The 23,771-nt window shown below is 45.8% G+C and carries 17 protein-coding genes and 2 pseudogenes; 10 read left to right on the top strand and 9 right to left on the bottom strand.

Going from position 1 to position 23,771, the window contains the following annotated elements; all coding sequences use genetic code 11:
* The first annotated feature begins 95 nt into the window (after window positions 1-95).
* The 3 genes from JGUZn3_RS00050 (at window position 96) to JGUZn3_RS00060 (ending at window position 3,589) form a co-directional block, all read left to right on the top strand.
* Entirely contained in the window at window positions 96-1,403 is a 1,308-nt protein-coding gene (locus JGUZn3_RS00050) for a murein hydrolase activator EnvC family protein (RefSeq protein WP_203413778.1), read from the top strand.
* Between the two features lie 159 nt (window positions 1,404-1,562).
* The gene (locus JGUZn3_RS00055; protein WP_203413779.1) at window positions 1,563-3,017 is read left to right on the top strand and encodes a S41 family peptidase; all 1,455 of its coding nucleotides are present in this window, start codon (window positions 1,563-1,565) and stop codon (window positions 3,015-3,017) included.
* A gap of 53 nt (window positions 3,018-3,070) precedes the next feature.
* Window positions 3,071-3,589, top strand: coding sequence for an RNA pyrophosphohydrolase (locus tag JGUZn3_RS00060; RefSeq protein WP_203413780.1), 519 nt, complete (start codon window positions 3,071-3,073; stop codon window positions 3,587-3,589).
* A gap of 346 nt (window positions 3,590-3,935) precedes the next feature.
* Here JGUZn3_RS00060 and JGUZn3_RS00065 read toward each other — a convergent pair whose 3' ends face one another.
* The 6 genes from JGUZn3_RS00065 to JGUZn3_RS00090 all read right to left on the bottom strand — a co-directional run bounded on the left by JGUZn3_RS00065 (window position 3,936) and on the right by JGUZn3_RS00090 (window position 11,557).
* Window positions 3,936-5,519, bottom strand: a complete 1,584-nt coding sequence (locus JGUZn3_RS00065; protein ID WP_203413781.1) for a DHA2 family efflux MFS transporter permease subunit — start codon at window positions 5,517-5,519, stop codon at window positions 3,936-3,938.
* Window positions 5,520-5,531: 12 nt separating this feature from the next.
* Window positions 5,532-6,722, bottom strand: coding sequence for an HlyD family secretion protein (locus tag JGUZn3_RS00070; RefSeq protein WP_238996834.1), 1,191 nt, complete (start codon window positions 6,720-6,722; stop codon window positions 5,532-5,534).
* A gap of 358 nt (window positions 6,723-7,080) precedes the next feature.
* Window positions 7,081-7,275 carry a hypothetical protein gene (locus tag JGUZn3_RS00075; protein WP_203413782.1) on the bottom strand — a complete coding sequence of 65 codons (195 nt, stop codon included), beginning with the start codon at window positions 7,273-7,275 and terminating at the stop codon, window positions 7,081-7,083.
* Window positions 7,276-7,377: 102 nt separating this feature from the next.
* Entirely contained in the window at window positions 7,378-9,084 is a 1,707-nt protein-coding gene (locus tag JGUZn3_RS00080) for an ABC transporter ATP-binding protein (protein ID WP_238996972.1), read from the bottom strand.
* A gap of 245 nt (window positions 9,085-9,329) precedes the next feature.
* Window positions 9,330-10,802, bottom strand: a complete 1,473-nt coding sequence (locus JGUZn3_RS00085; protein ID WP_238996835.1) for a CCA tRNA nucleotidyltransferase — start codon at window positions 10,800-10,802, stop codon at window positions 9,330-9,332.
* On the bottom strand, window positions 10,802-11,557 hold the full coding sequence (locus tag JGUZn3_RS00090; protein WP_238996836.1) for a DUF1285 domain-containing protein: 756 nt from the start codon (window positions 11,555-11,557) through the stop codon (window positions 10,802-10,804). Before JGUZn3_RS00090 ends, JGUZn3_RS00085 begins: the two co-directional genes overlap by 1 nt.
* A gap of 116 nt (window positions 11,558-11,673) precedes the next feature.
* Here JGUZn3_RS00090 and JGUZn3_RS00095 point away from each other — a divergent pair, with 116 nt between their 5' ends.
* The 6 genes and pseudogenes from JGUZn3_RS00095 to JGUZn3_RS12215 all read left to right on the top strand — a co-directional run.
* Window positions 11,674-12,708, top strand: a complete 1,035-nt coding sequence (locus tag JGUZn3_RS00095; protein WP_203413784.1) for an AAA family ATPase — start codon at window positions 11,674-11,676, stop codon at window positions 12,706-12,708.
* A 48-nt stretch (window positions 12,709-12,756) separates the two neighbouring features.
* The gene (locus JGUZn3_RS00100) at window positions 12,757-13,671 is read left to right on the top strand and encodes a DUF58 domain-containing protein (RefSeq protein WP_203413785.1); all 915 of its coding nucleotides are present in this window, start codon (window positions 12,757-12,759) and stop codon (window positions 13,669-13,671) included.
* On the top strand, window positions 13,668-16,472 hold the full coding sequence (locus tag JGUZn3_RS00105; RefSeq protein WP_203413786.1) for a DUF4159 domain-containing protein: 2,805 nt from the start codon (window positions 13,668-13,670) through the stop codon (window positions 16,470-16,472). Before JGUZn3_RS00100 ends, JGUZn3_RS00105 begins: the two co-directional genes overlap by 4 nt.
* Complete coding sequence (locus tag JGUZn3_RS00110; RefSeq protein ID WP_203413787.1) at window positions 16,459-18,603, top strand: VWA domain-containing protein; 2,145 nt, start codon at window positions 16,459-16,461, stop codon at window positions 18,601-18,603. Before JGUZn3_RS00105 ends, JGUZn3_RS00110 begins: the two co-directional genes overlap by 14 nt.
* Window positions 18,604-18,615: 12 nt before the next feature.
* Window positions 18,616-18,870: pseudogene (locus JGUZn3_RS00115) on the top strand (hypothetical protein); the annotation flags it as partial.
* 468 nt (window positions 18,871-19,338) lie between these two features.
* Window positions 19,339-19,522: pseudogene (locus JGUZn3_RS12215) on the top strand (ankyrin repeat domain-containing protein); the annotation flags it as partial.
* A 341-nt stretch (window positions 19,523-19,863) separates the two neighbouring features.
* Here JGUZn3_RS12215 and JGUZn3_RS00125 read toward each other — a convergent pair.
* The 3 genes from JGUZn3_RS00125 to JGUZn3_RS00135 form a co-directional block, all read right to left on the bottom strand.
* On the bottom strand, window positions 19,864-20,958 hold the full coding sequence (locus tag JGUZn3_RS00125; RefSeq protein WP_203414716.1) for a site-specific DNA-methyltransferase: 1,095 nt from the start codon (window positions 20,956-20,958) through the stop codon (window positions 19,864-19,866).
* A complete protein-coding gene (locus tag JGUZn3_RS00130; protein ID WP_203413789.1) occupies window positions 20,955-21,608 on the bottom strand; it encodes a ribonuclease HII in 654 nt (217 codons plus the stop codon). The genes JGUZn3_RS00125 and JGUZn3_RS00130 overlap by 4 nt, the downstream gene beginning before the upstream one ends.
* A gap of 125 nt (window positions 21,609-21,733) precedes the next feature.
* On the bottom strand, window positions 21,734-22,018 hold the full coding sequence (locus JGUZn3_RS00135) for a hypothetical protein (RefSeq protein ID WP_203413790.1): 285 nt from the start codon (window positions 22,016-22,018) through the stop codon (window positions 21,734-21,736).
* 518 nt (window positions 22,019-22,536) lie between these two features.
* On the opposite strand from JGUZn3_RS00135, the gene JGUZn3_RS00140 reads away from it, so the two are divergent.
* Window positions 22,537-23,727 carry an efflux RND transporter periplasmic adaptor subunit gene (locus tag JGUZn3_RS00140; protein ID WP_203413791.1) on the top strand — a complete coding sequence of 397 codons (1,191 nt, stop codon included), beginning with the start codon at window positions 22,537-22,539 and terminating at the stop codon, window positions 23,725-23,727.
* The last annotated feature ends 44 nt before the right edge of the window (window positions 23,728-23,771 follow it).

A 23,771-nucleotide genomic window follows, 5' to 3' on the forward strand; every position in this document is an offset into this window, starting at 1 on the left:
TTCTAAAATCCCTCTTTTCTTAAGTATAATATAGGTTAAATTTGCTCTGTTTCCATACTGTCTATTTCCATACAAGCTATTTCTACACGAGAAGTTTGGTTAAAAAACTTCGTTTCCCTTTCTATGCTACTCTGCTTTCTGCTGGAGCCATTCTCTGTGTAGCACACTCTTTTGCGGCCTCGTCTCATTCTGCAAGCTCATCCCATCTTTCAAAAACAAGCTCTGCCTACAAGGCTTCCGCTCCTAAAAAACTTTTGGAGGAAAGTAGGAGAAAAAAAGCCGCTTTATTTGCTACTCAGCTCAAACAAAAACAGCAGATCAAGCAAGTTGAACACCAAAAACAACAAGCAGAACGACAGGCAACGCAAGATAAAATAAAAGCCCAGAAAGCCAAAACCGCGGCCACCACAGCCACCAAAACTTTGGAAAAGACAACAACAACCCTTTCTGAACTTGAGAGCCAGATCGCTACAACAGAGGAAGAGAAAAGAAGGCTTGAAACTGCCCTGGATTACAATACCCAAGCCTTAGCCCCTTTCCTGCCTATTATCATTCGCCTCTCTCTTTACCCTGATGATATGCTCCTGCTGGCCCCTTTACCCCCAGAAAAATCCGTTAGTGCGTTGCTGGCTCTTAACAGCCTTTCTCACTATATAGAACAGCTCTCTAAAACCATACAGGAGCAAAAGCAGGGGATTATTAACCTGGAGAACGATCTTGTGAGTAAAAAAACAGAGCTTAATAGGCTTAAACAGCAACAAAGCCTGCAAAAAACCATACTGGATCAAAAGGCTATTCAGGCCAAAAAACAGGAAGAACGCTCACAAATGATCGCCGAACAAGCCACCAAGGATGTCGATACGGCAACCCGTAAAGCTTCCTCTCTTCAGGAGGCGATTACAGCGATTGATAAAATCCAGGCAGAAGCCCAAAGACAACTGCAAGAAGAAATAGAGCGAGCGAAAAAAAATCGGGAAAAACAAAAGGAAATGGCTGCACGGGCCCGAGCTAAATCCTTAGAAGCTGGAAATGGTTCTGGCGTTAGCCTCAATAAAAAAGCTGTGTCCTCTGCAAAAAGGGACACCGCACCCAATGATGATACCGCTGAAACCAAAACCGCCCCAGGCTTGAATCGCCACATGGCGCCCTCAACTCCTGTTAAGGCTCCTTGCAATGGCCATGTTGATTTTTCTGGCCCCTTTCGTTCTTACGGTAATATGGTTATCCTGAATTGCGGAAAGTCATACCGGTTTATTCTGGCTGGTATGGGAAGCATTCTTACCCAAACAGGGGCTTCAATTAGTAAAAACCAGACGATTGGGCAAATGCCCTCCGCTGCTTCTTCTCTTTTTATCCAACTGCGCCACGGTCAAAAAATTATTAATCCTTCCCCTTTTTTATAATATGATTTTTACAAAAAACACAATTTGCTATAAGGATAAACACAGAACCGCTAAAATCAACTTCAAACCAAGCCACCACAGGCTTGTAGAGACCTATTTTCTATCAACAACACCGCTTACACGATTAAAAGGCCAGCTAATGGCAGGAGATCTACCCTTATGAATTTTCGTACTGGTTTACTGTTAGGAACTGTTTTTCTTGCTGGAAGCCTGGCCAGTCCCAATCTTGCCGGCTTAATACACTATATTACCCCCGATATTACAACCCACGCGCTGGCAGAAGGGGTTTCCGACAACGCCAAGACCAAAGACAATACAGCCAATCATACAGAAACCTACGACCTCCTGCGCCAGTTTGGTAGGGTCTTTGAAATTGTAAGGGCAAACTATGTTGAAAAGGTTCCAGACAAGGATCTTATTACCAATGCCTTAAATGGCATGCTCACGGGCTTGGATCCTCATAGCTCTTACATGACAGCCAAACAATACAAGGATATGCAAATTCAAACCAAAGGGGAGTTTGGCGGCCTGGGGCTAGAGGTTCAGGGAGAAGATGGCCATATCAAGGTGGTTTCCCCTCTTGATGGCACCCCTGCTGCCCGTGCAGGTGTTAAACCTGGAGACTATATTGTTGCTATTAACGGCAAAAATATTGATGGCTATTCCCTCAATGAAGCCGTAGAAAAAATGAGGGGGAAACCCAACACGCAAATTACCCTTACCCTCATTCGCGAAAAAAGCCCCAAACCCATTACCGTTACCCTCACCCGCGAAATTATTCATATGCAGGTCATCAAATCGGCCTTGTATGGAAATATTGGCTATATTCGCCTGTCTCAATTTAACGAAGAAACCGAACCCGGCCTGAAAAAAGCCTACGAACAGCTCCAGGACAAAGCTGGCAAAACCAAGCTGGCCGGCCTTATCCTCGACTTGAGAAATGACCCTGGGGGCCTTTTGGATCAAGCCATTTCCGTCAGTAGTGATTTGATCAAAGCTGGTGAAATTGTTTCCACACGGGCCCGTAACCCTAAAGATAACCAGAGATGGGATGCTAAAGGAACTGATATTACCAATGGCCTGCCGATCGTTGTTCTGATCAACGGGGGATCAGCCTCAGCCAGTGAAATTGTTGCGGGCGCCTTACAAGACCACCAGCGCGCCATTATCCTGGGTGAAAAATCTTTCGGGAAGGGCTCTGTTCAAACTGTTATTCCTCTTCCAGATACGGGCTCTGCCTTACGGTTAACCACAGCACGATACTATACCCCTTCTGGCCGTTCTATCCAGGGGCAAGGCATTAACCCCGATATTCTTGTGCGGGAAACCCGTGAAAAGCCAGGTTTCAGCATTCGGGAAGCCGACCTTGCCCATATCATAAAAAATGAAGGGGGAAACAAAACGGCTCACTCCCCCCGTAATGACCTCCCCCCCATTGCCAAATCCATTCCCCATGAACCTCCTGCAAACTGGCCAACCTTTGATTTAACAAAGCCCACCACTGATTTTCAACTTCAGCAAGGGCTAAAAGTGGTCAGGTCTATGGCTGGCTTGCCGGATACAACAGAGCCTGCTCCCATCCCACCTGCAGAAAAAGAAAAGAAAGAAAAGTAGCCGTAGTTTCTCTCAATACCTTTTATCCAAAATTCATAGAATGGAAGAGAAACTTGCCAAACCCTTCTGAACTTCCCTACCGGCCAAATGTTGGCGGGATGATCTTTAACAAAGAAGGTCATGTTTTTATTGCACGCCGTAACGATATGCCAGGTGTGGGAGGCCCCTTGACAGAAGGGATATGGCAATGCCCACAAGGTGGAATAGATGAAGGTGAAGACCCCAGAGCCGCGGTTCTTCGTGAAGTAAAAGAAGAAACTGGCCTCTCCCAACTAACAATTTTAGGAGAATATCCTGACTGGCTTACCTATGATCTCCCACCCCATCTCATAGGCAAAGCGTTGGGAGGGAAATTTAAAGGCCAAAAGCAAAAGTGGTTTGCCTTGGGGTTTTCAGGGCGAAATCATGAGGTTAACCTCACAGTTACGGGGCAGCACCCCGAGTTTGATACCTGGCAGTGGCTCCCCCTTTCTGAACTCCCCAACAAGAATCTCGGGTTTAAACGTGAGATCTACCTTACCTTGATAACGGCTTTTAGCCCTTATGCGCGAAGTTTTTCTATCTTACATTAAAGTTTTTCTATCTGGCTATTTATGAAGAGACTTAGAAATACGCCCGCTAGGATCTGAAACCTTCCTTCCATTCATCCTGAGAATAATCCTCAAGCCCTGGTTGAATAGAATAAGCCCTTTAAAACCTCTTTGTCAGAGGAGTAAAGAAGGCTACCGCAGCGGAAGGGTTCAATTACAACTACAAGCCACAATTTGCCTGTATCCCCTTAACTGAGCCCATTTTGAGGCTCTGCAAGGGAGGAACACCACCAGAATATTTGGGAATGTTATTGCTATAAGCTATAGTATCTTCCCCTATTGCTGCCAGCTGCCAACACCTAAACTTAAAGCGCCTTGTTTATTTTCTTTAATGGGCAGCGCCCCCTTTTCCTCCCCCCTTATAGGGAGAGAGGAGAAAACAAAAGGGAACAACGCATAAAGCCAAGATTCCAAAAATCATAAAGGCATCATTATAAGCCAAAATGGCCACTTGTTTTGTAAAATCTGTAAACAGTACATTGAGAGCCGTGCTTTGTTGTGCAGATTGAGCAACACCCGAATCCCTTACCACCTGCCCGGTCTGAGCCAAATACTGGTTATAGGGCTCATGCAAAGGTGTCATCCAATGAACTATGTGGGCTTGTCGTGCCTGACGAAGCTGCGTAATTAAAGCGGTGGCGCCGGAAATACTGAGCGATCCCAGCACATTGCGTACCATACTAAACAGGGCTGCCGCATCCCCATTAAGCCGTGCTGGCAAGGTAAGATAAGCAATTGTAGAAATGGGGACAAACAAGAACGCCAGAACACCTGACTGAGACATTCGATACAAGACTAAGTGCCTAAAGTCCAAAGTGGGAACCAAATGGGCAGAATAGAACATGGAGCAGGCCATACAAAAAAAACCAAAGGCAATAATATAGCGTGTCTGCACCACATTCATTAATTTTCCTACAAAAGGAATCAAAATAATAATCAGCACCCCACCAGGCGATAATACCAACCCAGAAAGAGTAGCCGTATAGCCTAAAACCTGCTGGGCAAATTGCGGTACCACAACCGCTGATGCATAAAGCACGGCTCCCAGGGCCCCCATAAGAAAAGTACCAACCGCAAAATTTCGGTCTTTTAATACTCGAAGATCAAGAATAGGGTTTTTGGCTTTTAACAACCATATTATCGCCCCTATAATCCCCACGGCAGCCAAAAATCCCATCCAGCAAATAAAGGTTGAGCCGAACCAGTCATCATCCTCCCCTCGGTCAACCATAACCTCAAGGCAACCCAGCCCAATCGTAATAAGGGACAGTCCTATAACATCAACCGAGGATTTCTGTTTTTTGGCCCAAGGTGGATCATCAACCACAGCAGCAACTGCAAATGTGGTTAAAACACCAATAGGGACGTTAATGAAGAAAATCCACCGCCACGAGTAATTATCCGTTATCCACCCTCCCAATGTCGGGCCGATCACGGGAGCAACAATGGTTGCTACAGCCGTCAACCCAAAAGCTGCTCCCCTCTTTGCAGGGGGAAAAGTGTCAAGAATAATAGATTGCTGGTTAGGTTGAAGACCCCCACCAAAAAACCCTTGCATGAGGCGAAAAATAATCAGCTCAGGTAAGCTAGTAGCAATACCACACAAAAAAGAGGAAAAAGAAAATGCAAGGATACAAATAAGAAAATAGCGCCGTCGGCCCAGAACACGGCCTAACCAGCCTGAAATGGTCAGCACAATGCCATTAGCGGCCAAATAGGATGTCAGTGTCCAGGTTGCATCATCGTAAGTGGTTGACAAGTTCCCTGCAATATGCGGAAGCGATACATTCACAATAGTGGTATCAAGCACCTCCATAAAAGCAGCCAACGTCACAACGACGGCAATAAGCCAAGGGTTATGAGAGGGCTTCCACTGTTCGGGAGCAGCTGAAGTCGATGATGAGTCACTCATACGCTGCTCTCTTTACTTCGGTGTTGTGCTTGTATCAACCGTAGGCACAACCGATAACCCCAATGCCAATGGAAGCTTTGGGTCGAGCCCTTTATCGATAAGGATTTTTACCGGTACACGTTGAACAATTTTAACATAGTTGCCAGTAGCATTTTCTGGTGGGAAAGCACTAAAGGTTGCACCTGTTCCCAATTGTAGAGAATCCACATGGCCTTCCAACTTTAAAAATGGGTAGGCATCGACCTTAATCGTCACCTTTTGACCGGGGCGAATATGGGTAATTTGGGTTTCTTTATAATTGGCGATAACCCATACTTCTGGCTCTACTATGGAAAGGAGAGCCTGTCCGGTATTGACAAAACTTCCCTGTTCAACATTTCGCCTGGAAACCCAGCCATCATGCGGAGCCCTAACCACTGTCCATTCCAAATTAAGGTTGGTCAATGCCAGCTGGGCCTGAGCAGCACTGAGCGATCCCTTCTGCTGGGAAACCTGGCTCTGGGAATTCCCGATATTAGCCTTCACAGGTTCATCAATCATCACTTGAGCTTCGGCCTGCATAAGCTGGGCCTTAGCCGAATCCAACGCAGCCTTGGAGTAATCAATATCTTGCTGGGTTGTTGCCGGACGGGCAATGGAGTGCTGGCGTTTATAATCTGTTTGTGTCTTGAAAAGCTGGGCCTTGGCTGCCTCAACTTGAGATTGAGCAAGCTTTAGCCGGCCTGGAAAGGCTTTTTGAGCCACCAAAAAAGAATATTGAGAGGCAAAATATTGTGACTGCGCCTGCTCCAACAAAGCCTTGGCGTTATCATAGTTAGCCTGGTAATCACGCGGGTCAATCCTTAAAAGCACCTGTCCCTTATGGACAAACTGGTTATCATTCACCTCCAGTGATACCACATAGCCACTCACATGTGGGGCAATGGTAACAGCCCGTCCTGCAGTAAAAGCATCATCGGTAGAAACGTCATAACGGGTTAGCCACCAGTAAACTCCACAGCCTATCACCATAATCAAAATCGTGGCCATCAGCCCCCATTTTACAAATGGTTTTTTCTGTGAAGATGGGGCAGAATCTCCTTTATGAGTCTCTCTTGGAGCACGGGAAGCGTGATCTAGGGAAGTTTCCTGGTCCAGATGTCCTTGCGGATTATCTTTGTGAGAAGAGGCCTGCTCTACTGAAGCCTGTTGTATTTCCGTCATATATCATTTCCCTGGGAGGTAATGTTCTAGCCTTTTCAAAACTGTTTCTTAACAGGTCAGGGTGCCTTTTTTGAATACCAGTTACGGTGTCTTATTATCAACGGAGCTAAATAAATACAATGGAATAAATACCGTGGCCAACGATCACTTTCTGACATAGGAGTCCGATTGAGTTCGTTGTCAATGCCCTTTATACAGCAAAAAACACTGCCCTTTAGTGAGGATATCCTTCCAAAATAAAGCCAAAGTTAAAAACCAAAGTTATTGGCCACCTCTTTTAGTTCCAAAACAGAGTAAACCTATATCCAGATACCTAATCCCGCCGTTATTTATAGAAACAAGAAACACTCCTGAAAAACTAGCCCGCTCTTCCTAAAATATCTTTTAGCTGTTGAGCAATAGCCTTTTCATATGGAAAACTCTTCAAAATGACGGTGGTCATCCCTTTACGGAATTTTGCCAAAGTCTCCTGAATGAGTGACTCACTTTCCGTATCCAGGGCACTTGTGGCTTCATCAAGCAGTAATACCTCTGGGCTTGCGCAGCAACGCAATCGACTTTCCCTGCGGCTGCAACCATCTATCTTAAAGGATTAGGGCCCTTACAAGACCAAGGAGTTCTCTCTTGCATCCCTCATAGATAGATTCTCTGGTCTTTAGATTTCTTGGGCTTTTACAAGGCGAGCATACGCCATATTTTTAGCCATAAGCTGCTCATGACTACCGGCTTCTGCAATTTTGCCATCATGCATTACCAAGATGATATCAGCAGACCGAACAGTAGAAAGCCTATGAGCAACAATGACGGTGGTCATCCCTTTACGGAATTTTGCCAAAGCCTCCTGAATGAGTGACTCACTTTCCGTATCCAGGGCACTTGTGGCTTCATCAAGCAGTAATACCCTGGGCTTGCGCAGTAACGCACGAGCAAGAGCAATACGCTGGCGTTGACCCCCAGAAAGCTTGCGCCCCGCAGGACCAACCTTGCTGGCATACCCTTCAGGAAGGGCCATAATAAACCCATGAGCGGCTGCCATTTGTGCTGCGTGATGGACATCGTCCAAAGTAGCATGAGGGTTACCCATACGGATATTTTCCTCAATTGAAAGGTCAAACAAAAGTGGTTCTTGAGTAACATAGGCGAGAGCTGACCTTAAATCGGCTATCCGTATCTCTCTTAAATCTTTCCCCTCCAGAAGGATCTGCCCCCCAGAAACATCGTAGAGCCGCGGGATCAAAGATAAGGCTGTTGACTTACCAGAGCCAGAAGCCCCGACAAGGGCAACTGTTAACCCTGGCTTTATCTCAAACGTAACCCCTCGGAGGCCCGATTTCCCACCTGGATAGGAGAAACTCACATCTCTAAAGCTAATATGCCCCTGCCCAGCGGGAAGAGAGATTGCATGCTCCTTTTCTGTAATAGTGGGTTTTTCATCAATGACTTCAAAAACCCGTGCAAGACCCGCTAACCCCTCCTGCATAGCGGCATTTAACGAACCTAATGCCCGTAACGGCCGCGCTGCCAAAAGAAGAGCTGCAACGAACCCCGAAAAGTCCCCTAAGGTTGCCCCCCCCATAGCGGCACGCCAGCCAGCAAATCCCAATACAGCTGCCACCGCACTTCCCCCCAGCACTTCCATAACCGGGTCTAGGCGTGCTCTGCCACGAGTAATTTTTAAAAGAGCACTATATAACATATTAAAGGAGTGTTCCGCCCGCTTCTCTTCCTCCCCCTCAAGGCTATAAACCTTCACTATACGGGCCTGGGCAAAACTCTCATTGAGCAATGCGGCTGTACGACCGGTTTGCTCTTGCATCCCACCTGAAGCACGCCTAATCCTTCGGCCCAAACGTTGGATAGGCAAAGCAGCCAAAGGATACAACAAAGCAGCGATAAGGCTGAGTTCCCAATCCATATAAAACATGGACACAACAAGCCCAATAACGGTAACCGTATCCCCTACAGAATTCACCATACGGATCATGGAATCACGAATAGAAATAACATCGCTGGTAAAACGGGCTGCCAATTGGGCAGGGGCTTCTCGTTCAAGCTGAGCAATATCGGCATGGATCAGGCGCGAAAACATTTTACCCTGAAGGTTACGGATAACAATAAGCACCAATTTTTGAACGCTAAGGGTTTGCCCATATTGGGACGCTGCCTTCGATGCCGTAATTAATACAACCAGAAGTGGAACCTGATAAAGAATACGCGGGTCATGATCAGAAAACATATCTAAGGCCCGCTGAATAACCAGCGGATAAAGCGCTGTAAGCCCAGCCATCAGAAGGGTGAGTACCACAATAAGGGCAATCTGCCCCCAATATGTCTTCACTTCTTCATACCATAAACGGCGCATAAGAACGCGCGTATCGTCTGAAGAGAGCGGACGTTTGCTTTTTTTCCGCCGTGCAAAGCGTTTTTTAGAAACAGGGGTCGAAAAGCCATTCTGGCTGACTTCAGCTAGCCTCACCGACTCTTCTGGAAGAACGACATTCATAGAACAACTTGTAGCAGCGAGGAGGTTTTTAGGCAAACCCAATACAACCGAAAGGTACTCAAAACGAGCACCCACAGGAAGAATACTAGACTATTTTTTTAAATTTAAAGCCACTTCCTAAGCTCTTCAAGACAGTCATTTTTACCAGGCTGACAGCCATGAGCAAGCCACCAGGCCCGTATTCGAGCAAGGTAAAAGCCAATATTTCGGCCAGCCTGTAGACCTATGGCCATGAGGTCTCTCCCCCGCAAAGGAAATTGCGGGCGTAAGGTTTCCCCAATCTGGATCCGTAATTTTTCCCATAAAAAATTATAATAGTCACACTGTCCTGAAAAAATCACCTCCAGCAGTTCGGGAGAAAGAATACCTTCCTTTTCCAGAGCTCTTAAATGGGCCTTATCATCACGAAGAAGGAAAAGAGAACTTTGCACTTTCCAACTAAACAAAAATAAGGGACCATGTTCTACTTCAGATAACAATTGAGCTATGGAATAAGAAGATAGAGGAGGGATAACGTGCACCAAGCGCCCCCCTAAACCTTTAATAAAAATACCAAATTGATCTTGTTGTAAAAACGCAAGCTTTTTTTCTTCCGCTCCCGACAAATGCAGAGACCTTGTAAAGCGTTCTCTCTCCTTATTATGAATCTCCTTATTCTGAACAAGAATGGAAAGGGCAAGTAACGGATCTCGTGGAGTGTTCTCATACCCATAAAAAAAAGTATGATAGGATGGTTTAGTCACTTCAATCTGCTGGAAGAGATTATCTAAAATACCAATCTGGTTGATAGGATATTTTTTCTGCAGGTCTTGTTCTGACGAGACATGCTGCTGCCCCTCAAGCAGATAAGGTAATACCCCTGTCCTCATCATCCAAACCAGAATTTCATATCGATTTGGCCCTGATAAAATTCGACCCAATTCTGACCATATCCGCTCAACTGAAAGTTGTGCAAGCAAAGGCAGAGTCCCCGCAATAGCCTCTAACGCTTGGGAATCGGGGTGGCCTGCTCCAAAACGGGCCTGAAAACGAAAAAACCGTAAAATCCGTAGAGCATCTTCCTGAATACGCCGAGCAGCACACCCAACAAAACGAACTTTACGGTTTTTTAAATCTTCAAAACCATGAAAATAATCATACACTCTGCCTTCTCTATTGCAGGACATGGCATTAATGGTAAAATCACGCCTTTTGGCATCTTCCTGCCAATCTTCAGTCCAGATGACCTCAGCATGGCGGCCGTCGGTTTTGATATCTTGACGCAAGGTCGTAATTTCAAAAGACTGGCCCTTATCCATAACTGCTGTAACGGTTCCATGTTTTAGGCCTGTTAACACCACTTTAATATTTTGGGCTTCTAGAAGGGCTTGTACTCTCTGTGGTGAAAAAGGAGCGGCCAAATCAATATCATGTACCTCTTCCCCCGCCAATATATCCCTAACAACCCCGCCAACCAAACGCAGTTGGGGAATAACACACCATAAGATTTCCAGACTGCCCATCTGAGCCTGCAAACATTCAGACAGGTTTATAAGGGGGGGTGCATTCTCGAAAGTCATGCCACTATCGGGCACCATCACTCTTTAATAGAGTCTTCAGACGTTAAGGGAAAAAACATATTCTGGCTCCATATCCCCATATATTTCTCCCCCCTATAACAGCCTGGAACTGAAAGGGCGAGTAATTCATAATAAGCTAGCCGGCTGATACGGGCCTCAATAGGCCACTTTCCCATACCTTTACGAATAAATAAATAGGGCATTTCCTCCCCACAAATGGTAATATCTTTTGCCAGACTGCGCATGATTAAAGGATGGTCAGGCCCCACACAAATCATCTGATCTATATTGGTGCGCAATGAAACAGTCTGATTACGTCCGTAGCCTGTCCAATAAACATTGGTCACCACAAAAGGCACATCCTCAACCACAACAATGCCTTTCTCTGTTGGGGTTTCCAACCAATAGTCCCCTTCTTCATCACGTTCTATGAGCGAGGAAAAAAGACATACCATATGTTTACGCTTAATAAGCTTGCCTTTATAATACCAATTTCCATCCCGTTTAATAGAAAAAGGTAAAACAAGCCTACATTGGCCATTCGCTTTTTTTTCTGGCTTTTCAGGCGGCAAGCCAAATGCTTCTTCAGTCTTCAAGCAACTGGCCTGTACAGCACGCGAGGCCTGTAAAATTGCCTTTTCCTTTTCTGCCGGTATCACCGGACTTGAATTTTTCTGTTTAGAAGGAAGGCACTCTTTCCCTTTTAGGGGGTGTTTCTTTTCCGTGCAGGATGAAAAGGAAAAATACAGACTTTTCATTTCCTTTTCTGTCATAGCTTGCTCTCCTGCCTTGTATTTCTGTACAACTCAATACTATGTTAGTATAAACGATCACTATTTCGTATGCCAAGTTTTGTGTTCTCTTCCGAGTTTAAAGTTCCATATTGATCATGACCCAAAATCCAGAGCTTCCTTCCCCAGCATTCCAAAAACCCACCCTGTCAGAGCAGGAAGTACTTTTTTATGCTGATCAGCTCAGCAGTAAACTGGTAAAGATCCACCAAGAACTCTCCTCTCATATATTTGGGCAGGATATCGTCATTGAACAAGTGCTCACCACGATGTTATCTGGTGGGCACTGTCTGCTTGTAGGAGTACCAGGACTTGGCAAAACTTATTTAATCGAAACTCTCAGCAAGGTTATGGGGCTTTCCTCCAAACGGATTCAATTTACACCCGACCTTATGCCTTCAGATATTACCGGAAGTGAAATTCTTGATGAATCCCCGACAGGGCAGCGCAGCTTTCGATTTGTAAAGGGGCCTGTTTTTTGCCAGCTTCTTTTGGCCGATGAAATTAATAGAGCCAGCCCCCGAACCCAATCAGCCCTGTTGCAAGCCATGCAAGAACAAACAGTAACCATTGCTGGGGCCCCCCACCCCCTACCTCATCCCTTTCATGTTATGGCCACACAAAACCCTCTTGAGCAGGAAGGAACCTACCCACTGCCCGAAGCCCAGCTTGATCGTTTCCTCCTTCAGGTTAACCTTTATTACCCTGATGAACAGGCAGAAAAAGCCATGATTTTGGCCACTACCTCCAGCCAGCTCAAGCCCCCTCAGGAATGTTTTACAGCCCATGAACTGCTTTTAATCCAAACGGTTATTCGGAGCTTGCCCGTAGGGGAAAAAATTGTAAATGCCATATTGAAACTGGTCCGCATGGCTAGGCCAGAAACAAGCACAGACGAAAAAAGTAAAAAATACCTCGCCTGGGGGCCAGGCCCACGTGCCACACAGGCCTTTATGTTGGCCACACGGGCCCGAGCCCTGCTCGATGGGCGCCTTGCACCAAGCCTGGATGATGTGGCAGCCCTTGCTATCCCTATTTTACGCCATAGAATGGCCCTTCACTTTTCAGCCCGCACGGAAGGAATACAATTGGAGGATATTATAGGCCACCTCGTAGAAACGATCCTTCAGTAAAATCCTTCTCCTCCAATACTGGCAAGAACGAAAATATCCCGAGCTAGAATGAACGCGTCTTCTTCCTTCTCCTTGCAGCAGGCCTATGATCTCGCCGCAAAATTTCCTGCCATACGGCTTTCAGCCTACCAGGCCGCTCAAACCCTCCTATGGGGGCAACATGGGCGTAAAAGAAAAGGGGAAGGAGAGGAATTTTGGCAATTCCGTAAATTATTTCCCGGAGAATCCCTCTCCCGGGTCGATTGGCGACAATCTGCCCGCAGCCAGAATATTTTCATCCGCGAGACTGAGCGTCTTACTGTACAAACACTTTGCCTATGGGTGGATTTTTCATCTTCTATGGCGTGGGGCTCAGAAGGGAGCCCCTTCACAAAGCTTCACTACGCCCTTACCCAAGCCTTAGCCCTAGCCTATTGCGCCCTTGATAACCAAGAGCGCCTTCTTGTAATAAACCCTTATACTGGGGAGCAGATTTTTTTTAATAGCACTGCACGCTTCCCCGCTCTTTGTGATTTTTTCTTCCACCTCTTAAGCCACAGCCAGGAAACGCCGCCGTCTCCCCTGCCAAAATCAGAATTCCTTCCCCCTCATTGTCATCTCGCCTTATTCAGCGATGGTCTATTTACCCTATCCTCTATAGCCCCTTTACTGAAAACCCTTGCCTTGCAATCTACCCGAACCTTCTTTTTTCAAGTGAACGACCCCCAGGAAGCCCAATTTTCCTATGAAGGACGAATTCTCTTTGAAGGAACAGAAAATGAACCCTCCCATCTTGTTCCAAATGCCCTAAGCGTTGCCCAAAATTATCAAAATAACTTTAAACATCATAGTGTCCAACTGGCGGAATTATGTCAAAATAACCACATTCATTATTGGTCTTTCCTGACCTCTCAACCCCTTATGCAACCTTTGCAACACATCTTTCGGCTTGTAGACAGCAGCTTGGAGAAAAGAAACCTGTGACTTTTCTCAAACCTCTTCTCCTGATGGGTTTGGCTATTTTACCCATAATATGGTATTTGCTTTACATACGCCCACCAGCCGCCAGAAAACAAATTTTTCCTGCGATTATGTTGGTGCGTTTGCTGCCCCTTTCTCAGCAAACCCCTTATAAATCCTCCTTATGGCGACTATTTTTACGCTGCATTGCTGTAACCCTCCTTGTTCTTGGCTTTGCAGAACCTGTTGTTTTTCATCAAAACAATAAGGAATTTGCTTTTCACAAAACGGCCCTTATTGTTATAGATAATGGGTGGGCCAGTATTCACGATTGGCAAAAACGCAAGGAAACCCTCAATACCTTACTCAATAAGGGGCTTGCAGAGCAGCAAAAAATCCTTCTCCTTGCCACAGCGCCCACAGAGGGGAATACCCTGCTGAATATTGCTACCCCCCAAACTATTCCCGAAAGCCAGCCTATCCTCAATCTTCTCCACCCAGAGCCCTGGCCCACCGAACGCAAAATGGCCGCCGAAGCCCTGGAAAAAATTCATGCCCACTATCCTGATCTAGAGGTTTTCTATCTGGCCGATGGACTTCAATCAGCTGATGACAAAATTTTTAAAGAAAAACTTCATCTCTTTTCCACCATCCATGACATACGCTTAGACAACACTGTTTTGGAGCCTGCTTCTCCATTTTTGCTGTATTTTCCCCAAAATGAAAAAGATTTTTTTACAACCGGAAGAATTGGCCTTTCTGTTATTGCTGCAGCATTTCCCCGTCATTTTTCAATAAGCTTTCAAGGAGCAAACGCCCATAACTTTACCACCAAAACCGTTATCATCCCCCCTGGGCAATCGACAGAAGAAATCCATATTGACCTTCCACCTCCCATTTTGCGGCAAATCGAAAAAATTAGCCTTGATAATACTCCTACCCCTTCTTCTACCCTTTTGCTCAACAGGGCAGATTTTTACCATCCCGTAGGATTATTGGGTGAACATGCCAGCCAAACGCCTTTCGTGGGTTCCTTATATTATGTGCAAAAGGCCCTCCTCCCCTACGCAGATCTTCATACAGGCAACTTAACCCAGCTCTTAAACCAAAAACTCTCCGTCATTATTGCTCCAGATGGTAGCCTTAATTCTGCTGAGACACGTACACAACTGGCCCAATGGGTTAAAAATGGCGGGATGCTAATCCGCTTTGGGGGAGAAGGCCTGACCGCCAATGCTGAACAAAACATTCTGGGAGACTCTCAGCTCTCACCAGGTGCGCATAACCCTGAGACCACCTTACTTCCGGTTCCACTTATTTCAGGCAGCAGACAGCTTGGCAGTGGCATGTCGTGGGGGAAACCCCAAAAACTGGCAGCTTTTAACCCACATTCCCCTTTTGCAGGGTTACCTATCCCGACAGATATCACCGTTTCCCGGCAGATCTTAGCTGAGCCTTCCTCTTCTCTTACTGCCCATATCTGGGCCCAACTAGAAGATGGTACACCCCTCGTAACCCATACCACGTTAGGCCAAGGCCAAATGGTATTTTTCCATCTCCCTGCCACACCGGGGTGGTCTAACTTGCCGCTTTCGGGTGTTTTTGTTTCCATGCTCCAGCGACTCGTAGGGCTTGCCAACGGCGTTTTACAACAAAGCCATGGAAACGCCATCCTGCCTCCCCTTTCCATTCTTGATGAAAACGCTAATTTGATCACTCCTCCGGCCTTTGCTCTGGCCCTTGCCGAAAACCAATTTGGCCAAACCCCTGTTTCATACCTTCATCCTGCTGGAATATACGGCTCAGCTGCAGTACAAAAAAAGCTTAATATTGGTGATACCCTTAAACATCTCGAAAAAGAATCCCTCATGGGCCAAGCTATGCGAATAACCACCTCGAAAGCATCAACATCTTATGCCTCATGGCTGATCATACTAGGGGGAGTTCTTCTGCTCATCGACGGCTTCATTAGGCTTTTTGTACCCTTTTCCCCAAAAAAACACGCCAAAACGTTGGGGATTTTTTCTCTGTTTCTGGCAATAATCCTTCCCCTCTCCTCCACCCTGGCAGCCACTCCCTTACCCGTACCCCCTGCTGCCCTGGAGACACGGCTGGCTTATCTCCTTACCGGGGACCCCGAAACAGATACGACCTCAGAGCAGGGTCTGATTGGATTATCTCATTACGTAAACAGCAGAACGTCAGCCACCCTTGGCCATCCTGACGGTGTCGTCCCTGAAAAGGATGATCTGGCCTTTTATCCCCTTTTATATTGGCCGATTACCCCTCAGGCTAAAACCAACCCCGCCCGTATTGCCGCCCTCAACCGCTTTATAAGCCATGGCGGGATTATCCTTATTGATACAATGGGGACAGATGCCGAGCAAGCTGAGACCACTTCTTCCAGCATTTTTATTAATTTCGTTCCCCATACCACAGCAACCCTTAAAAACGCTACAGAAGGGCTTAATATTCCAACCCTGACCAAGCTCACCCCAAACCATGTCCTGGCCCATACTTTTTACCTCTTGCATAATTTTCCAGGGCGTTATACTGGAGCGCCCTTATGGGTTGCCCATGATGAGAATGCAGGCAATGATGGCGTAAGCCCCATTATTATCGGGGCAAATAGCTGGGCACAGGCCTGGGCTATAACTCCAGAAGGAGAAAAACCTTTCTCGGTTTTACCGGGCGGAGAAATCCAGCGCCGACAGGCTTTTCGTTTTGGGGTTAATCTGGTGATCTATTCCCTAACCGGAAACTACAAAGCTGACCAAAGCCATGTTCCAGAACTTTTAAAAAGGCTTAATAATGACGCCAGATAACCTCTTGCATGGCTCATTGATGGTCGCCCCTCTTACTCCCTTATGGAGTATCATAGCCCTTGCACTCTGCATTCTACTGCTTACCCTATGGGGGGTATTAACAAAAAAAAGAGGAACCTTTTTACGCTTTGTAGGCATGGCGATTATCCTTCTATGGTTGCTCAACCCCCAAAAACTCCAAGAAACATGGCACTCCCTACCTGAAACCGTACTTGTCGTAAGAGATCATTCTTCCTCTATGACGCTTGATCAGCGAAGCACGGCAGCCCAAACCCTAAGCGAAACCATAAAGCCCGAACAGTCCTCTCTGCTTATCCGCCATTTGGATGTCTCTTCAAACACTGCGGCAGGCACTCATATTTTTGAGCAAATAGAAAAAGCTTTTACCAGTATTCCCCCGGCACAACGCGCTGGTGTTGTCCTTCTTACAGATGGCCAGGTACATGATGTTCCATCGACACTCCCTTCTTGGTTACAACAGCCAAACACTTCAAGAGGAATCGGCTCACCTACTCATCCACTCCCTTTCCATGTCATCCTGACTGGAAAGCCTGGCCAGATTGACCGTCGCATTAAAATTCTCCAAGCACCCCCCTTTGTTTTAACAGGACAAACGGCCCATATCCGCCTGGAAGTTGACGATCTTGGCACCCAAGAAGCAACCCAAACTGAAATCACCACCCAGCCCACGAATGGGACAGCCTTTAGCCGCCTTATCCGCACAGGGGAACCCTTTGATATCGATATTCCCATAACACAACCAGGCCCTTTGCTGATAAGCTTTTCCACTCCCCCCCTCCCCGGTGAAATTGCTACAAGCAACAATCAAGCCGTTGTCAATATTACAGCTATTCGCGATCGTCTCCGTGTGCTTTTAGTTTCAGGAACCCCTAATCAGGGCGAACGGGTTTGGCGGTGGCTGCTTAAGGCTGACCCCTCTGTAGAGCTTATCCACTTTACTATTTTACGCCCCCCTGAAAAGGACGATGACACCCCCCTTTCAGACCTAGCCCTAATTGCGTTTCCTGTCCATGAATTATTCCAACAAAAAATTAACAGTTTTGACCTGATTATTCTGGATGGTTTTGAAAACCGATCCATCTTGCCCGCTCAGTATCTTGAAAATATTACCCGCTACGTTAAACAAGGTGGGGGGCTTTTTCTTACCGCGGGGCCTGAATTTGTAACGGAATGGAGCTTACAGGATACTTCCCTTTCTGAAATCATGCCCGCCCATGTCCCTATGCAGGGCAGTGTGCTCGTAAGAGCCTTCCAACCCCAACTAACCCCTACAGGTTTATTACACCCTGTCACCAAAGATCTTCCCGGGGCCAATACACTTACCACCAACAAACCCCAATGGGGGCCATGGTATAGAATTCTCGCTGGAAATGCCCAAGGAGAAGTCTTGATGGAGGATGCAGACAAGCACCCTCTTTTAGTTTTGAACCGGGTTGAGAAGGGCCGTATTGCCATGCTTCTTTCTGACCAAAGCTGGCTATGGTCGCGTGGAGAAAAAGGGGGTGGCCCCCAGGCAGAATTACTGAAAAGGATCTCCCATTGGCTTATGAAAGAGCCCGAACTGGAAGAAGAGCGCCTAACGGCCACCCTTGCCGATAATACCCTTACCCTTCATTATTCTACTTTAAGCTCTGAAAAAACCCTTGAAGCGCATGTTCTTTCACCAAATGGTAAAACATTCGCTGTTCCTTTAATACGCAATAATCACCACGTATTAAGCGGGACACTTCCTGCTCCTACTCCGGGTGTATGGAAAGCAACTTATGAAAAACACACTGCTTTTGCAGCCCATACCGAAAAAGATACTGAAGAAACACAAGATTTTAGAGCTACGGATAAAAAACTTAAACCCCTAGTTGAAAAAACAAATGGGCAAACCCTATGGGTTGCTCCTTCCGAAGCCCTAAAAACCCCAATTCGCCTCGCCCTACAGGGAGAAAGCCTGAACCAACCCAAAGAAGGCCTGAACGAACGTACGGTGTTTTTCCCCGCAAGAAACCCCCATGTTGTTACAGCCCGGCAAACACAACCCATTCTTTCAGCATGGGCGATGATGCCTATTATCCTGTTTCTGTTTTTGCTCGCCTGGTATCAGGAGAGAAAGAGTTAGACGTTAACTTTACTTACTGTTCTTGACTACTTTACCTCTACCCATGGTGCGCGTAAGGGATTGGCCGATACAGCACTGAAGACTGCAAATTCAGGCTATCTAACCCGGCGATTGGTAGATGTTGCCCAGGATTCCATTATTATTGAACAGGACTGCGGAACAGAACGTGGGTTAAGCCTTCGTGCCGTTATGGACGGGGGCGAGGTTATCTCATCCCTTTCAGAGCGTGTCCTAGGCCGCACGGCAGCTGCAGATGTTGTGCACCCTTCACTTACTGCCTTTTAGCCTATAGCATTCTGGTAGCATTATTCTGTTATCATCCCAGATATCTATCGTCCCAGATATCGCCCCGAAACCCAGCCAATGTGATCTATATCTTCCATTTCTTCCATCTCACGATGATCATCTCATCCTTCCCGTGGGTATGAGTCCGCAAGATGTTACAATGAGGTATTACAATAGCTGAATCATCCGGCTTACCTTACCGCCTTGAGATCATAACTTTTCTGACTTGTGAGGGGACAGCTAAAGTAGTAATATTGGCTAACCTTTTCTTCATTATTGAGTAAATATCTCTCCATGCAGTATGGCATTCAAACAAAACGACACATTGTTTATGGGTTCAGTCTGTTTTGTCTTTTTTTACCGAGCATAGCTTTAGCACAAGCCCCAGGACAAATGCCCTCCCATGCTGATAGCCCAAATAATGCGAGCAAAAAAGACTTTTCAGAACAAGATACAGACCCCACCACCTCTTTATTTGATGCCATTAACAAGGGCAATGCAAACGCTGCAAAAGAAGCTCTAAACCGAGGGGCAGATATTAATGCCCGGAATATTCTTGACCAAACCCCTATGGATATGGCCATTGATTTGAACCGCTTTGACATTGCCTTTCTTTTCCTGGCTTTACGCACTTATGGTGGTGAAGGAGACAATAGCAGAATTACAACCGCTAACCTTTCAGAGCCAGGAAACGCCCACGCCTCTTCTTCCAGACGGTCAAGCCATAAAAAGACCATGATCCAGACCACCGTTGGCAGCGGGGAATCTAAAGCGCACCATTCTGCTTCTGGGCCCTATTCTCCCAATGATGGGCATGCTCAGCCGAATGTTGGATTTTTAGGGTTCGGAAATTAACTGTTTAGGCTGATATCTTTATCAAATAACGCCCCGCACCTAACTCTTTTTGTGAAAAAGCCAATATGGGGGGTTCTAGGGTAAAAGTTTTTTCTACCCTTAAAAAGAATATGCTTCTATTTAGGGCTCTAACTCCTGGATAAGCTTATTACGTAAAACGTCCAGTTCTTGCCACTGGCCATCTATTTTCACGTGCCAGAATGTCCAACCATTACAGGAGGGAGCATTGGTAAGCATTGCCCCCATTTTGTGAATTGACCCCCGTTGCTGCCCGTTTACAAGATTTCCATCAAGGGCAATAGTGGCTTTTACCTTTTTTCTCTTATCCATAAGCACAGTGCCTACAGATAATAGGCCCCGTTCCACTAAGCTTCCAAACGGAATCCGTGGAGCCTCTCGCTTATCGGGTGTAATAACCAGTTTATCGGGTGTCAGCACTTCCTCTGCTGCCACACGTTCCTTAGCCGCAACAACATAGTCTGGATGGCGCTCAATACCAATAAAGCGTCTTCCAAGCTTACGGGCTACGGCTAATGTCGTTCCCGTGCCACTAAATGGATCAAGCACGATATCACTGACATCCGTAGAAGCCATTAAAACACGTTGTAAAAGGCTTTCTGGTTTTTGTGTAGGATGCAATTTTAAACCATGTTTGTTTTTAAGGCGCTCATGGCCTGTGCACAAGGGCAGATACCAGTCCGAGCGCATTTGCACATCCTCATTGAGGGCCTTCATAGCCTGATAATTAAAACGATAGCGGCTATCAGCACTACGGGCTGCCCAAATCAAAGTTTCGTGGGCGTTGGTAAAACGCCGGCCTCTAAAATTGGGCATGGGATTAGACTTACGCCAAATAATATCATTCAGTACCCAAAAACCCAGATCTTGTAATAATACCCCAAGACGAAAAATATTATGGTATGAGCCGATAACCCATAAGGTTGCATCTTTTTTTAATATTCTCCGAGCTTCTATCAACCACGCTTTAGAAAAATTATCGTAATCTGCAAAGCTTTTAAATTTGTCCCATTCATCATTCACCCCATCAACAAGAGATTCATCAGGCCTTCTCAGCTCACCTTGCAACTGAAGATTATAGGGTGGATCTGCAAAAATACAGTCAATAGACGCGGAAGGTAAGCCCCGCATGGTCTCTATACAATCCCCACAAAGAATCTGATCCAAGGGGAGAGTTGTAACAACAGCACCACTCATTGCTGGCACAGCTGAGCAGCTGCCTTCTTTATTGGTACTATGGTCTTCATAATACTCTGCTTGATGGGAGCAAAACTTTTTCGATGATGAATACAAGGACCGTAGCGCTCTAAAGCCTGTTTATGATCTTTTGTCCCATATCCCATATTTTTATGCCATTGGTAGACGGGCCATTTTTCTGCCAGCTGAACCATAAGCCTATCTCTTATAACCTTAGCAATAATAGAGGCCGCAGAAATGGAATAGCTCAGAGAATCCCCTTTTATAAGGCAAGTAGAGGGACAGGGAAGCCTTGGGGCAAATTTGCCATCTATCAGTGCATGATCCGGCACATAAGGAAGTTGCCTTATAGCCCGCTGCATGGCCATAAAAGAAGCCTGAAAAATATTATGATGATCTATCTCGGCAACACCGGCTGCCCCAACCCCTATTTTTACATCAGGCCTGTTCATTAAGAGAGCAAACGACTTATCTCGTGCAGAACGACTCATTTTTTTAGAGTCATTCAACACGGGGGCCAACTGGCTATCGACACCATTTTCGAAAATAACGGCCGCTGCAAGAACAGGACCAGCCAAGGGGCCCCGCCCTACTTCATCGACACCGGCGACAAATCCACCGCATTGCTGTTCTCGCACAAAATCTGGCATTTTCAACTATTCTGTTATCTGCAGTTTTTTCCGATTCGGGGAAAATACAAATCGCAAATAACAGAAAGCATTTTTTTTGTTGATAAATCAAGAGTCCAGGTAAATAAACGAGTCCACAAATCTATTTATTTTTTTGAGCGAAAGAGCCGTGAGAGAATTAAACCGGCAATCGCAGCAATTCCCACGGAGAGAAGAGGGCGATTTTTGACAAAACCGACAACTGATTCCAGTCGACTTTCGCTCTCTCCATAAATTTTTGCAAATTCTTCTTCTGCTAAGTCGCTGAGCTCATCAAAGCGGTCATTAACGGTGGAGCCAACCTTGTCGGCGGTCTCTTTAAGCTTGTCTTTTCCATCGTCAATCATGTCAGACGCTTTTTTCTTGATCTCATCAATATTATTCTTGCTCATAACACCCTGTTTCCTCAAAATTAGATTTTTAAAAAATTTATGAACACTGTAAGCAATTCTAAAAAATGCCACAGTTCCTAGCGATAGGTTCAAGCTTAAGCATACCTAACCTGTTAACCAACTTAAGGTAAAAACTTAACAGGCCTTCGTCAATAACTACAAGCTAGGAAGTTTAGAGTGGTTTATTATTTTTTTTCAACCCCTTTAGGAAAAGTATAAAATTAATCTTTTAAAAACAATTTAATGTGGCTATCTTTACCCTATTCTCGTTGCAGGGCTCTCAGGTTGAAATTTTCCTGCTCATTCTTTTAAAATAGATTCTTTTAAAACTGACTTAATGAGCTCCTATACTTCCTAAAAATCCTACCGTTTTTTTTCCAGACTACCTCTTATATTTCTTATCGTTTCATATTTCTTATCGTTGCCAGAAACTGTAAAATTATGCTGAAAATCTCTTTAGTATTTCCCCCCAACGGGCCTTGTAAACCAATGCCCTTTGCTTTGAAGAAAGTTCTTTAATGCTCTCTTCACCTCGACATAAAAAAACATTTTTCTGGCTTGTACTAGCTTTTTTAGTCTGTCTGTTGTTGGCTTTCTTGTTTTTTCGGCAGAGTTTTACAACTTCTTCTCAAAAACACAGCTATAGCCAAGAAGCGCAACCGGTGGGTACTGCATCTGCCCTTATTGGGGATATGCCTGTTATCCTTTCTGAATTAGGCACCGTAGTGCCCATTACCAATGTTACCGTCCAGACACGGGTATCAGGGCATCTCCTGAAAGTCTATTTTCATGAAGGGGATTATGTCAAAAAAGGAGACCTTTTGGCCCTTATTGACCCCCGCCCCTTTGAAGCCAGTAAAGCACAATATGAAGGTACACTGGAATCCGATACAGCCCAACTTGAACAAGCCAAGCTTGACAGTGCTCGCTATCAGAAGCTTATGCACCAAAATAGTATTGCCAGCCAAACCGCCCAGGATCAGCAATATAAAGTTGCCCAGCTTAAAGGACAGATTAAGGTCGACCAGGCCCTTATTCAGCAGCAGAAGCTCAATATCATGTATAGCCATGTTACGGCTCCTGTCGAGGGTCGTGTTGGAATTCGCCAAGTCGATGCTGGGAACTATGTTACAGCAGGGCAATCTGGCGGGTTGGTAATTTTAACCCAAATGCAGCCTATTTCTGTGATACTGACAGTTCCTGAAAAACATATCCAACCTATTGTGGAGCAACTACGGTTGAGCAAAAAACTCACCGTGGAGGCTTGGGATAGCAGCAATACCAAAAAACTGGCCAAAGGAACAACAGAAGTACTCGATAGCCAGATTGATACCTCAACCGGCACAGTAAGAATGCGCGCCATTTTTGATAATACCGATACACGCTTATTTCCTAATGAATTTGTGAATGCTCATATTCTCCTTAAAACCCTTAGCAAGGTTATTCTTCTTCCCACCCGTAGCTTACAAACCGGCCCTGATGGGCAGTTTGTCTATGTTGTAAAACCTGACCATACAATCGAGGTTAGACCTGTTAACACAGGAGAGAGCTATAACGGAAACACTGTTATCACCTCGGGGATTAAGGCTAACGAAATGGTTGTCACCGATGGGACTGACCATTTGAAAACCGGTATAAAGGTCTCTGTTGCCAACCCTGCCCCCTTAAAAGAACCGTCTGCTTCAAAACAACCACTGCCAACTCATTAAAACTGAAGCACCCTTTTTTAGCCATAGTATTTTCTTAACCCTGG

Origin of the sequence: Entomobacter blattae, from assembly GCF_014672835.1 — a bacterium.
Taxonomy (GTDB): Bacteria; Pseudomonadota; Alphaproteobacteria; order Acetobacterales; family Acetobacteraceae; genus Entomobacter; species Entomobacter blattae.